12 protein-coding genes are annotated in these 12,439 nt (G+C 68.2%); 7 read left to right on the plus strand and 5 right to left on the minus strand.

Features of this window, described 5'->3' with window-relative positions; all coding sequences use genetic code 11:
- Positions 1-29 precede the first annotated feature (29 nt).
- Both AC0ZJQ_RS12405 and AC0ZJQ_RS12410 read left to right on the plus strand, forming a co-directional pair.
- Positions 30-1,034, plus strand: coding sequence for an AraC family transcriptional regulator (locus tag AC0ZJQ_RS12405; RefSeq protein WP_476476758.1), 1,005 nt, complete (start codon positions 30-32; stop codon positions 1,032-1,034).
- 61 nt (positions 1,035-1,095) lie between these two features.
- Entirely contained in the window at positions 1,096-1,767 is a 672-nt protein-coding gene (locus AC0ZJQ_RS12410; protein WP_008570347.1) for a DUF4197 domain-containing protein, read from the plus strand.
- 119 nt (positions 1,768-1,886) lie between these two features.
- Here the strand turns inward: AC0ZJQ_RS12410 and dsbG are convergent, their stop codons facing one another.
- Genes dsbG through dsbD form a run of 3 tightly spaced genes read right to left on the minus strand, consistent with a single transcriptional unit; the run spans position 1,887 to position 5,202 of the window.
- Positions 1,887-2,654, minus strand: coding sequence for a thiol:disulfide interchange protein DsbG (dsbG, locus tag AC0ZJQ_RS12415; protein ID WP_476476759.1), 768 nt, complete (start codon positions 2,652-2,654; stop codon positions 1,887-1,889).
- A complete protein-coding gene (locus tag AC0ZJQ_RS12420; protein WP_155550409.1) occupies positions 2,651-3,466 on the minus strand; it encodes a TlpA family protein disulfide reductase in 816 nt (271 codons plus the stop codon). Before AC0ZJQ_RS12420 ends, dsbG begins: the two co-directional genes overlap by 4 nt.
- On the minus strand, positions 3,466-5,202 hold the full coding sequence (gene dsbD, locus AC0ZJQ_RS12425; protein ID WP_155550408.1) for a protein-disulfide reductase DsbD: 1,737 nt from the start codon (positions 5,200-5,202) through the stop codon (positions 3,466-3,468). Before dsbD ends, AC0ZJQ_RS12420 begins: the two co-directional genes overlap by 1 nt.
- A gap of 139 nt (positions 5,203-5,341) precedes the next feature.
- Here dsbD and AC0ZJQ_RS12430 point away from each other — a divergent pair, with 139 nt between their 5' ends.
- Positions 5,342-6,019, plus strand: a complete 678-nt coding sequence (locus AC0ZJQ_RS12430) for a response regulator (RefSeq protein WP_476476760.1) — start codon at positions 5,342-5,344, stop codon at positions 6,017-6,019.
- Positions 6,016-7,338, plus strand: coding sequence for an ATP-binding protein (locus AC0ZJQ_RS12435; RefSeq protein WP_476476761.1), 1,323 nt, complete (start codon positions 6,016-6,018; stop codon positions 7,336-7,338). Before AC0ZJQ_RS12430 ends, AC0ZJQ_RS12435 begins: the two co-directional genes overlap by 4 nt.
- Here AC0ZJQ_RS12435 and AC0ZJQ_RS12440 read toward each other — a convergent pair whose 3' ends face one another.
- Together AC0ZJQ_RS12440 and AC0ZJQ_RS12445 are read right to left on the minus strand one after the other, a co-directional pair.
- On the minus strand, positions 7,339-8,703 hold the full coding sequence (locus AC0ZJQ_RS12440) for a heavy metal sensor histidine kinase (RefSeq protein WP_476476762.1): 1,365 nt from the start codon (positions 8,701-8,703) through the stop codon (positions 7,339-7,341).
- Positions 8,700-9,383 (minus strand): heavy metal response regulator transcription factor, encoded by a 684-nt coding sequence (locus AC0ZJQ_RS12445; protein WP_003289221.1) that lies wholly within the window; start codon positions 9,381-9,383, stop codon positions 8,700-8,702. Before AC0ZJQ_RS12445 ends, AC0ZJQ_RS12440 begins: the two co-directional genes overlap by 4 nt.
- Positions 9,384-9,528: 145 nt before the next feature.
- Here AC0ZJQ_RS12445 and AC0ZJQ_RS12450 point away from each other — a divergent pair, with 145 nt between their 5' ends.
- From AC0ZJQ_RS12450 to AC0ZJQ_RS12460, 3 genes are all read left to right on the plus strand, one after another.
- Positions 9,529-9,732: a DUF2933 domain-containing protein gene (locus tag AC0ZJQ_RS12450; RefSeq protein ID WP_314019202.1), complete on the plus strand. Its 204-nt coding sequence runs from the start codon at positions 9,529-9,531 to the stop codon at positions 9,730-9,732.
- 103 nt (positions 9,733-9,835) lie between these two features.
- On the plus strand, positions 9,836-12,103 hold the full coding sequence (locus AC0ZJQ_RS12455; RefSeq protein WP_155550625.1) for a heavy metal translocating P-type ATPase: 2,268 nt from the start codon (positions 9,836-9,838) through the stop codon (positions 12,101-12,103).
- 63 nt (positions 12,104-12,166) lie between these two features.
- Positions 12,167-12,433, plus strand: coding sequence for a CopZ family metallochaperone (locus tag AC0ZJQ_RS12460; RefSeq protein ID WP_008570357.1), 267 nt, complete (start codon positions 12,167-12,169; stop codon positions 12,431-12,433).
- Positions 12,434-12,439: the final 6 nt, after the last annotated feature.

Below are 12,439 nucleotides of genomic sequence, written 5' to 3' on the forward strand. Positions count from 1 at the left end.
ATGCACCCGTCGCCCAACGGATGCCGAGCATGACCCAGATCGCCCGCAGCGCCGTGTTCATCGGCTTCGACAGCCTGTGCCGGCGCTACGACCTGAACCCGCACGAGCTGCTGCGCCGCTGCGATCTCGACCCACTGGTGCTGCGCCGGCCGGACCTGTACGTGCCTTACGCCAGCTTCGCCTGCGCGCTCAATCTGGCCGCCGCCGAGGGACCGGCGCCCAGCTTCGGCCTGCAGTTGAGCGAGTATCACGACTATCTGGTGTTCGGCCCGTTCGGCCTGCTGCTGGCGCAGGCCGAGAGCTTCGCCGAGGTGCTCAAGCTCACCCAGCAATACGTGCATTTGCATGCCCAGGGCATCGCCCTGCATCTGCACAGCGAAGGCGAGCGCCTGCACGTGGAATACCGCCTGCACCTGCAGGACGCCGTGGACCTGCGCCAGCTGCGCGAGCTGGGCCTGGGGGTGATGCAACGAACCATGACCGGCCTGTTCGGCGCCGGCTGGCAACCACGCGAGCTGCTGGTCGGCCATGCGGCGCTGGGCGAGCCAGCCGACTACGCGCGGGTATTTCCCTGTCCGGTGCGGTTCGAGCAGCGCAGCAGCGGCTTCGTCACCGACAGCAGCATCTTCGACCTGCGTCCGCTGGAGCAGCGGCATCAGCTCAAGTCGCATTTGATCGAGCAGTACCATCACAACCGGCACCTGCCGGCCGACCTCGCCGAGCAGATTCGCTACGTGTTGCAGTCGATCCTCTCCACCGGCGAGGCGCGGCTGGAGGTGGTCGCGCGCCTGCTCGGTCAGCATCCGCGCAGCCTGCAGATTGCCTTGCAGCGCGACGGGCACAGCTTTCGCGGGCTGCTCGACCAGGTGCGCTATGCCGAGGCACGCCACCAGCTGCGGCTGTCCGCCCAGTCGATCACCGATCTCGCGCTGCACCTGGGCTACGCTGACGAAACGGCGTTCTCCCGCGCATTCAAGCGCTGGAGCGGGATGGCACCGCAGCTGTGGCGCAAGGGCAACTTCGACGTCAGCTGAACGCTCTCGAAGCGCCACGGCAGCTGTTAAGATCGCCGTCACCCATTCGGAGGAACCACCCATGCTTCGCATCGCCACCTTTGCCGCCGGCCTGCTGCTGTCTGCCGGCGCCTTTGCCCTGTCGCTCTCGGACCTGACCCAGAGCGACGCCAGCGCCGGCCTCAAGGATGCCCTCAGCCAGGGCGCCAAGGTCGCGGTGCAGCAGCTCGGCCGCCCAGGCGGCTTCAGCAGCGACCCGGATGTGCGCATCGAATTGCCGGGCAACATCGGCAAGGCCTCGCGCATGCTGAAGATGCTCGGCATGGGCGCGCAGGTCGAACAGCTGGAAAACAGCATGAACCTCGCCGCCGAGAAGGCGGTGCCGGAAGCCCAGCAACTGCTGCTGGATGCCGTACGCAAGATGACCGTGCAGGATGCCAAGGCGATTCTCGCCGGCGGTGACGACTCGGCTACCCAATACCTGAACAAATCCAGCCGCGAGCAGATTCGCGCCAAGTTCCTGCCCATCGTCAAGCAGGCCACCGATCAGGTCGGCCTGGCGCAGCAATACAACGCAGTGGCGGCGAAGGTGCCGACCGGCCTGTCCGGCGGTTACGCCAATATCGAAAGCTACGTGACCGAGCAGGCGCTGGACGGTCTGTTCACGGTGATCGCCGAGCAGGAAGCGAGCATCCGCAAGAATCCGGCGGCGGCGGCCACCAGCCTGGCGAAGAAGGTGTTCGGCGTTCTTTGATTCGTCCTTCCGAATCGCCTACCGCGTGGATGGCTTCGGCCATCCACCCTACCTTCATCACCCCGCCCGTAGGGTGGAAAACGCGCGCAGCGCTTTTCCACGCATCCCCTAGCGCCGCCTCAGCGCGGCCCCATGATCGTTTCCAGTACATCCGGCTGCGGCGCGCCCTGGTGCTGTTGCAGCCGGCCGTTGGCGTCGAGGTAGAAGATCGCCGGCGTGGCCTGGGCGCCCAGCTCGCTCATCAGCATCAGGTTGTCGGTGAGCTGTTTTTCCAGCGCTGCCGGGATTTTCTCCAACGGCTTCAGCTTGCTCGCCTTGCCGGCCGCCTCGTGCTCGTTGAGCGCGGCCGCGGGCTTGCTGGCGCTGAGCAGCGCGGCGGACTTGCCGGCGCTGTCGGCGCGCAACATGCCGACCATGATGTGCCGCAGCTGCACCTTGCCTGACTCGACCCAGGGCCGCGCCTGCTTCCAGAACATGTTGCAGTAGGGGCAGTTCGGATCGCTGAACATGTAGACGATGCGCGGCGCATCGGCCTTGCCGTCGGTGATCCAGGTGCTGTTCTCCATGCGCGTCCACATTTCCTTGGCGAGCGGTTCGTAAACCAGCTTCTCCAGGTGCGCGCGGGTCAGGTCCTCGCCCTTCGCATCGAGCAGGCTACCGATCAACACGTGCTCGCCATCCGGGGTGAGATACAGCGCCATACCCTGGCCGTTGTAGCGTGCGGCATAGCCTTTCATGCCGCCCGGCGCATCGAAGGTGCCGACGACCTCGGCACCACGCGCCTCGACGGCCTTGATCGCCTCCGGCAGTTCCTCGGCCTGAGCCACGGACAGGGCCAGCAGGCTGACGCCAGCCAGCAGGTAAGGTAACGGCTTGAATCGAATCACTGCGCAGCATCCTCTTTCAGTTTTTCCAGCGCGCGCGCCAGGCTGGCGTGCGAGAGTTCGCCGAGATGGCTGCCGATCTGGCGGCCATCGGCGTTGTAGAACAGCGTGGTGGGCAACGCCGTGGAGCCGACGTGCTGACCCAGACGCCCGCCGCTGTCGAGCAGGACGTTGTCCAGCGCCAGCCCTGCGGTTTCCAGGAAGCGGCCGATCTCGCCCTCGCCTTCGCCCTGGTTGACGAAGAGGAACAGCGTGTCGCTTTCGCGCGCCTGCGCCTCGGCGAGCACCGGCATTTCGCGTCGGCACGGTGGGCACCAGGTCGCCCAGAGATTGACCACCAGCGGCTGTCCGGCGTAATCCTCCAGCGCCACCGAACGGCCCTGGCTGTCACGCAGGGCCATTTCCGGTAGGCGCGTGCCCTGCTCAAGGGAATGCCAGGCCAGGTTACTGAAGCCCCAGCTGAGGACGCCCACCGTCAGCGCGATGCCCAGCGGCTTGCGCAGCTCCCGGTCGCGCCAGCTCCACCAGACGCCCAGCGCCAGCGCGGCGAACAGTCCCGGCCAGGCGATGAAGCCACCGTCACGGATATCGATGACGCTCAGCCAGTCATCCCGGTAGTACGCCCAGTACAGCGCGACAAAGGCCAGGCGAGCCACCAGCAGCGCCACCAGCAGCAGGCGAAACAGCTGGCGCTCCGGGTTGCGCTCGCTGCGGCGGCCGATCCACCAGCCGGTCAGGGTCGCCAGCAGCAGGCTGCCCAGCAGCAATACATGGGGCACCGCCAGGGCCAGCGGCCCGATATTCACAGTCAGCATCAACCTCGCTCCCGGGTCTGGTTCCAGTTCTGCAGAAAGTCCCTGGCACCGACCTCGCCGGTGATGCGTCGTTCACGGCGCTCCTCGCCATCCGGGCCGATCCACAGCAATGTCGGCGGGCCGAGCACCTGATAGCGCGCCAGCAGCTCGCGGCTGGCGGCGTCGCTGCGGGTCACGTCGGGGCGCAGCACGCGCACGCCGTCCAGGCTCGCCTGCACCTCGGCGTTGCCGAAGACTTCCTTCTCCATGACCTTACAGGAGACGCACCAGTCGGCGTAGTAATCGACCAGCACCCACTGGCCCTGCGCCTTGGCTGCCGCCAGCTCGCGATCCAGCACCGCCGGATCACTGAAACCAAGCGCGTGGGCTTCGACAGCCGCGGCCGTCGCCACGCCGCCGGCATAGATCGCCAGCGGCCGACGCGGATCGTCCGCTCCGCCGGCGGCACCCAGCAACATCGCTGCGCCCCACAGCCCCAGCAGAACGCCGCTGGCCTGACAGAGCACGCGCTGGCGCTGCACTGCCTGCGCCACATGCAGCAGGGCGGTGGCGAGGACCACCAGCAGCGCGCCCCACAGGCCCAGCCACAGCCAGTCGGCCAGCAACGGCCGCGCGACGAACAGCGCCGCTGCGAGAAAGAGGAAACCGAACACCACCTTGACCCGGTCCATCCAGGCGCCCGGCTTGGGCAGAAAGCGCTGGCCGACCGTCACCAGCAACAGCAGTGGCGTGCCGATGCCCAGCCCCAGCGTGAACAGCACCAGACCGCCCTGCAGCGCACTGCCGCTCTGTGCGATGAACAGTAGCGCGGCGGCCAGTGGCGCGGTCATGCACGGGCCGACCAGCAGGCCGGAGAGCACGCCCAGCGCGCCAGCACCGGCGAGGCTGCCCCCACGTTGGCGGTCACCGGCACGCTGCAGACGATCACGCAACACCGCCGGCAATTGCAGCTCGAACAAACCGAACATCGGCAGCGCCAGCAGCACGAACAGCACGGCGAAACTAGTCAGCAACCAGGGCTGCTGCAGCGCCGCCTGCAGGTTGGCGCCGAGCAGCGCGGCGAGCACGCCGAGCCCGGCATAGACCAGCGCCATGCTGACTACATAGGTCGCCGCCAGGGCGAAACCACGGCGCGAGGTGGCGCCACTGCCGACCACGATGCCCGCCAGGATCGGCAGCATCGGCAGCGAACAGGGGGTGAAGGCCAGCAACAGACCAAGACCGAAGAACACCAGCAGGCTCCAGACCAGCGTCTGGGTTTCAAGGCCGCTGACCAGCGCCTGATCTTCGGCCTGCGCGGAGGCTACCGAGGCGGTGCCGGTACCGCTCAGCGAAACCTCACGAGTCTGCGGCGGATAGCAGAGCCCGGCATCGGCGCAGCCCTGCCAGCCGAGACGCACACTCTTTTCCGCGCCCGGCGGGATCAGCAGTTCGAGGCTGTCGCGGTAAATCTGCGAATCGCCGAAGAACTCGTCGCTGTACGGCTCGCCTTCGGGCAGCGGCGGCCGACGCTCGGGCGGCAGGCCGTCGAACTGCAGGCGCTGTTGATAGAGGTAGTAGCCCGGCGCGATTCGCCAGTGCAGCAGCGTCGCGCCGTTCTCCTGCGAGCTGACCGTCAGCGCGAAGGCCTCGTCCACCGGCAGAAAATCACCCTGCGAACCACCGCCGAACAGGCCACCGGCCGACGGCGCCAGGCCGGGCGCCAACAGAAACAGCAGAAGAACCAATATGCGCATGCGAGTCCTGACCAATAAATGACTGCCGGGCAGCATGCCGACGCGGGATTAACGCGCCATTAACGCCGCCGCACGGAGCTGCATAACGCTGCCTTAATCGCTAAGGTCCATCCTTGAGCTATTTCGCCGGAACCTACCCATGCACGTGCTGCTTGCCGAAGACGACGCGCTGATCGCCAGCGGCATCGTCGCCGGGCTCAATGCCCAGGGTCTGACCGTCGACCATGCCGCGACCGCGGCGAATGCCCAAGCCCTGCTGCGTGCGGCGCACTTCGATGTGCTGATCCTCGACCTCGGCCTGCCCGACGAAGACGGCCTCGCCCTGTTGCAGCGCCTGCGCCAGCAGGGCCTGGAGCTGCCGGTGCTGGTGCTCACCGCGCGCGATTCGGTCAGCGACCGGGTCACCGGCCTGCAGGCGGGTGCCGACGATTACCTGCTCAAGCCCTTCGACTTGCGCGAACTGGCCGCGCGCCTGCACACGCTGATGCGGCGCATGTCCGGGCGCAGCGTCAACCTCATCGAACATGGCCGGTTGAGCTACGACCCGAGCCGCTGCGAAGCGCGCCTGGACGGCCAGCCGGTCGACCTGTCGCGCCGTGAACAGGCACTGCTGCAGGCGCTGTTCAACAATCAGGGCCGGGTGCTCAGCAGCGAGCAGCTCAAGGACGCGGTCTACGGTTTTGCCGACGACGTCGAGAGCAACGCGCTCAACGTGCACATCCACCACCTGCGCCGCAAGCTCGGCAGCGGCATCGTCGAAACCGTGCGGGGCCTCGGCTACCGCCTCGGCCTCGCAGACGACGAGGAGGCGCCATGAGCCTGCGTCTGCGCCTGACCTTGATGCTCGGCTCGGCCTTCGTGCTGCTCTGGGTGCTGGCCGCGACCTGGATGCTGGTCGATCTGCGCAGCCAGATGATGCTCTCGCTCGACCAGCGCCTGGCCGCCTCGGCGCGCATGGTCGCCGGCCTGCTGGTGCAGTTGCCGCAACCGCTGCCCGGCGACGGGCCGACGCAACGTCTGAGCGCCGAACAGCTGGGCATTCCCAATGGCCTGGCCTGCCAGGTCAGCTCGCTGCGTGGCGAAGTCCTAGCGCGCAGCCACACTGCGCCCGACCAGCAGCTGGATGCCGAGCAGAACGGCTTTCGCGACCAGTTGATCGACGGCGTGCCCTGGCGCAGCTTCACCCTGGTGCAAGGCGAGCTGCGCATCACCACGGCCGACCGCCTGGATGAGCGTGCCGCGCTGAAGCGCTCGGTGTTGCTGGCGGCGGCGCTGCCGGTGGCAGTCGCTCTGCTCGGCAGCCTGGGTCTGCTCTGGCTTGGCCTCGGCCGTGGGCTGGCGCCCGTGCGGCGGATTCGCGAGGCACTGACCCGACGTAGCGCCGACTCCCTCGAACCCTTGCCGGTCGATGGCCTGCCGCCAGAGTTGCTGCCGCTGGTGCAGACGCAGAACCAGCTGTTCCAGCGCATCGCCCAGGCAATCGAACGCGAACGCCGGCTGACCGGCGACGCCGCCCACGAGCTGCGCAGCCCGCTAACGGCGATCAAGACCCACCTGCAGGTGGCGCGCATGACCGACGGCGCCGCCGCCGAACAGGCACTGGCCAACGCCGAGGCGGGCGCCGATCGCCTGCAGCGCACGCTGGAACAGCTGCTGTTGCTGGCCCGGGTGGAAGGCAGTCTGGATTTCGACGATGGCCTGCAATGCTCGGCTGCCAAGGTCGCGCGGCTGGCGATTCAGGACGCCAGTGGCGGTGACGGCGCGCCAATCCTGTTGCAACTCCCGGCAGAACTGCCGGACACGCCGCTGGCGATGCCGCCGCTGCTGGCTATCGCCGCGCTGCGCAACCTGCTGGAGAACGCCCAGCGCCACACCGCGCCGGGCACTGCCGTCACGCTGACCCTGCACGCTGAAGCCGCGCGCGTGCGCTTCGAAGTTCGCGACCAGGGACCAGGCATCGCCGCCGAACATCGCGATCACCTGACCCGACGCTTCTGGCGCCACGCCGCCAGCAGTGGCAGCGGCCTGGGCCTGGCCATCGTCCAGGCGATCGCCCAGCGCTGCGACTGCACCCTCGCCTTCGACAGCCAGGCCGAGGGCCTGCGCGTATCGCTGACGGTGCCGTTGCAGCGCTGATCAGCTGGGGAACTCCAGGCGAAAAGTCGTCCAACCCTGCTCGGAGCGGCAGTGGATACGACCGCGATGGGCCTGCACGATTGAGCGGGTGATCGCCAGCCCCAGGCCGGCATTGCGCGGGCTGCCCTCGCGGCGTGCCGGGTCGACCCGGTAGAAGCGGTCGAACAGGCGCTCCAGATGCTCGGGCGCGATGGTCGTGCCGGGATTGCTCACCTCAAGCACCACGCAATCGGCGCTGCGCTCGATGGTCACGCGAATCACCCCGGCATCCGGCGTGTAGCGCAGCGCATTGGACAGCAGGTTGGACAGTGCCCGGCGCAGCATCGACAAGTCGCCCTGAACGGTGCCGTCGCCGCTCAACTCGAAGCGGATGCCGCGCTCGTCTGCCGAGAGCTGGTAGAAATCCAGCAGCTGCGCGCACAGCGCTTCCAGCGCCACCGGCTGCGCATCGGGGACGATCAGGCCGTTGTCGGCCTTGGCCAGGAACAGCATGTCGTCGATCATCCGCGACATGCGCTGCAGCTCCTCGAGGTTGGAATGCAGGTTGTCCTGGTACTGATCGAGCGTGCGCGCGCGGGTCAGCGCCACCTCGGTGTGGGTCATCAGGTTGCTCAGCGGCGTGCGCAGCTCGTGGGCGATGTCGGCGGAGAAGTTCGACAGCCGCACGAAGGCATCCTCCAGCCGCGCCAGCATGGCGTTGAAGGCCTGCACCAGCTGCTGCAGTTCTGCCGGGATCGACTCATCGGGGATGCGCTCGCGCAGCGAGCGGGCCGACACCGAGGCGGCCACCTGGGTCACCTCGCGCAGCGGTTGCAGCCCGCGGCGCACCAGCAGCCAGCCGAGCAACCCGCTGAGCGCCGCGCAGAGCACCAACGCACCCCACAGCCAGCCGCTGAAGGTATGGAAGAACGCCTTGTGCACGGTGACATCCAGCAATACCAGCAAGGTCAGGCGCTGCGAGCCGATCAGCACATGCCCCGCCTCGCCGCGCCAGACGCGCCCATCCAGCTGCAGCTCGCCGGCCCGCTGCCCGACCAGCTCCAGCAGCCGTGGTTCGGCCAACGCGCGCCGCGCTTCGGGATACAGCTGCGCGCCCGTCTCATCGAAGACGAAGCCACGCATTTCGCTGTGCCCGCCGAGCAGCGCCTGCAGCTGCGGGCGAACCCGCTCGAAATCCTGCAGATCGTCCAGCCCGCTGAGCAGGCGGCGCCCGGCCTCAAGCTTCTCGTGCAGGGAGTGGCGGTCGAGTTCGTCGAAATGGTGCCGGCTTAGCTGGCCGAAGAAGTAGCCGGCCGCCGCCAGTACGCCGGTGACGGCGAGCATGAACATCAGGCTCAGCCGCGCGGTCAGCGACAGCCGCGTCATGGTGCGTCCGGCTCGTCGAGCATGTAGCCCATGCCGCGCGCGGTGTGGATCAGCTTGGGTTCGAAGCCGTCGTCGATCTTCGCCCGCAGCCGGCGGATCGCCACCTCGATGACGTTGGTGTCGCTGTCGAAGTTCATATCCCACACCTGCGAGGCGATCAGCGACTTGGGCAGCACTTCGCCACGCCGGCGCAGCAAGAGCTCCAGCAGGGCGAATTCCTTGGCGGTCAGGTCAATACGCTGGCCGGCGCGCGTGGCGCGGCGCTTGAGCAAGTCGACCTCGAGATCGGCGATCCTGAGTTGGGTTTGCAGCGTCGCCGCATTGCCGCGGCGCAGCAGCGTGCGCACCCGCGCCAGCAACTCGGAAAAGGCGAACGGTTTGACCAGGTAGTCGTCGGCGCCCAGTTCCAGCCCCTTGACTCGGTCCTCGACGCGGTCGCGCGCGGTGAGGAACAGCACCGGTACCTCGTTGCCCGAGGCGCGCACCAGGCGCAGCACGTCCCAGCCGTCCAGGCCCGGCATCATCACATCAAGGATCAGCAGATCGTAGGGCGAGCTCAGCGCGTGCTGCAGAGCATCGGTGCCGGTGGTGACGCGGTCGACGGTGAAACCCGCCTCGCTCAGCCCCTGCTGCAGGTAGGTGCCGGTTTTCGGTTCGTCTTCGGCGACCAGCAGTTTCATGTCCCGTTCCTCGGCTCGGCGATGGGCGAAGTGTGGCAGCCGCAACGGCCGCCGCGCCATCAGCTGACAGAAACGTAATCTTTCTATCAGCGCGGCGTAAGGCGGCGAGGACTATGGTGAAACCATCCCATTCCGGAGGCCGGCCATGCAACGCAGCGGAACTCCCCAGCCTTTCTGCCGCAGCCCCGCCGGCATCGCCCTGCTGATGCTGGCGTCGATCGCGCTGTTCTACCTGGTGCGCGAACATCTGACGCATACCGCCGAAGCACTGCCTTACCTGATCCTGCTGCTCTGCCCGCTACTGCACCTGTTCGGCCACAGACACGGAGGCCACGATGGCGACCGCTGACCAGCCCGGCAACCACTCCCACGCGCATCACCACCCCGCCCACAATCACCCGCACCCAGCGCACGCCGCCGAAGCCGCGACCGAGCACGACCCGGTGTGCGGCATGCCGGTGGCCAGCGACAGTGCGCTGCATGCCAGCCACGGCGGGCACGATTACCACTTCTGCAGCCAGCGCTGCCTGGACCGTTTCATCAGCGAGCCGCAGCGCTATGCCGGCACCGAGCCCGCTGCGGCGGCGCCGGTCGAAGCCGACGCGGGCGCCGAATACACCTGCCCCATGCACCCGGAGATTCGCCAGATCGGCCCCGGCACCTGCCCCAAGTGCGGCATGGCGCTGGAGCCGGTGATCCCCGAACTGGAGGAACAGGAAAACCCCGAGCTGCGCGATTTTTCCCGGCGCTTCTGGTGGACCCTGCCGCTGACGGTGATCGTCACCCTGCTGGCGATGGCCGGGCATTCGCTGGCGCTGTTCCACGGCGCCACGCAGAACTGGGTGGAACTGCTGCTGGCGACGCCGGTGGTGCTCTGGGCTGGCTGGCCGTTTTTCGTGCGCGGGGTGCAGTCGATCCGCCAGCGCAGCCCGAACATGTGGACGCTGATCGGCCTGGGTACCGCCGCGGCCTATGTCTACAGCGTGGCAGCGACACTGGCGCCACAGCTGTTCCCGGCGACTTTCCTGGAGGACGGGCGCATCGGCGTCTACTACGAGGCGGCGGCGGTGATCATCTCGCTGACCCTGCTCGGCCAGATGCTCGAGCTGCGCGCGCGCTCGCAGACCTCGGCGGCGATCAAATCGCTGCTCGGCCTGGCGCCGAAGACCGCGCGGCGAATCAACGCCGACGGCAGCGAGGAGGACATCGCCCTGACCCACGTGCACCTCGGCGACCGCCTGCGCGTGCGCCCCGGCGAGAAGGTTCCGGTGGACGGTCGCGTGCTCGAGGGCGAAAGCGCAGTGGACGAGTCGATGCTCACCGGCGAGCCGCTGCCGGTGACCAAGCGCGTAGGCGACACACTGATCGGCGCCACGCTGAACACCCACGGCAGCCTGGTGATGGAAGCGCAGAAGGTCGGCGCGGCGACCATGCTCGCGCAAATCGTGCAGATGGTCGCCCAGGCCCAGCGCAGCCGCGCACCGATGCAGCGCCTGGCCGACCTTATCGCCGGCTGGTTCGTGCTGGTGGTGATCGCCATCGCCATGCTGACCTTCTTCGGCTGGGGCCTGTGGGGCCCGGAGCCGAGCTGGGTGTTCGGCCTGATCAACGCAGTCGCGGTGCTGATCATCGCCTGCCCCTGCGCGCTGGGCCTGGCCACGCCGATGTCGGTGATGGTCGCCACCGGCAAGGCCGCCGGCAGCGGCGTGCTGTTCCGCGACGCCAGCGCCATCGAGAACCTGCGCAAGATCGACACGCTGATCGTCGACAAGACCGGCACCCTCACCGAGGGCCGCCCGGCCTTCCACAGCGTGGTCGCCGCACCCGGCTTCGGCGAGGACGAGGTGCTGCAACTGGCCGCCAGCCTCGACCAGGGCAGCGAGCACCCGCTGGCCCACGCCATCGTCGAACGGGCCCGCGGGACTGGCGTGCAGCTGAGCCCGGTCGAGCACTTCGAGTCGGCTTCGGGCATCGGCGTGCGCGGGCGTGTCGCCGGCCGCCAGCTGCTGCTCGGCAACACCGCGCTGCTGGATGAAGGCGGCGTCGACAGCGGCGCGCTGCGCCAGCGCTCCGAAGCGCTGCGCGCCGATGGCGTGAGCATCATGTACCTGGCGGTCGACGGCGCGCTGGCCGGGCTGCTGGCGGTGGCCGACCCGATCAAGCCGACCTCGCGCCTGGCCGTCGAGCGACTGCAGGCCGATGGCGTCCGGGTGGTCATGGCCACCGGCGACGGGCTGACCACCGCGCGCGCGGTGGCCCGCGAGCTGGGCATCGAGGAGGTGCACGGCGAGGTCAAGCCGCAGGACAAGGAGCGCCTGGCCGCCACCCTGCAGCAGGCCGGGCACCGCGTGGCGATGGCCGGTGACGGCATCAACGACGCGCCGGCGCTGGCGCGCGCCGACGTCGGCATCGCCATGGGCACCGGCACCGACGTGGCGATGAACAGCGCCCAGGTCACCCTGGTCAAGGGCGACCTGCTGGGCATCCTGCGTGCGCGCAGCCTGTCGGTGGCGACGGTGCGCAACATGCACCAGAACCTGACCTTCGCCTTCCTCTACAACAGCCTGGGCATACCTCTGGCCGCCGGCCTGTTCTACCCGCTGACCGGTCACCTGCTGTCGCCGATGATCGCCGCGCTGGCGATGAGCGTCAGTTCCGCCTCGGTGGTCTTCAACGCGCTGCGCCTGCGCAACGCCGCCATCGACGGTGACAGCGCTTGACCTTGCCACAATGTCAGGGATGAACATCCAACCACGTTCACGCAACCATCCTGGGAGACGCACATGAACAGCATCGAACTCAAGGTAACCGGCATGACCTGCGGCCATTGCGTCAAGCATGTCAGCGAAGCGCTGCAGGCCGTGTCCGGCGTCACCGCCGTCGAGGTCGACCTGGCCGCCGGGCTCGCCCGTGTCGCCGGCCAGGCCGACAGTCCGGCGCTGATCGCCGCGCTCGACGAAGCCGGCTATCCTGCCGCCATCAACACCGCCGCATCCACCCCCGCCGCGCAGACTGGCTGCGGCGGCAACGGTGGCTGCGGCTGTCGCTGAACCCTG

The sequence above is a fragment of the Stutzerimonas sp. 21-1 genome, assembly GCF_056336065.1.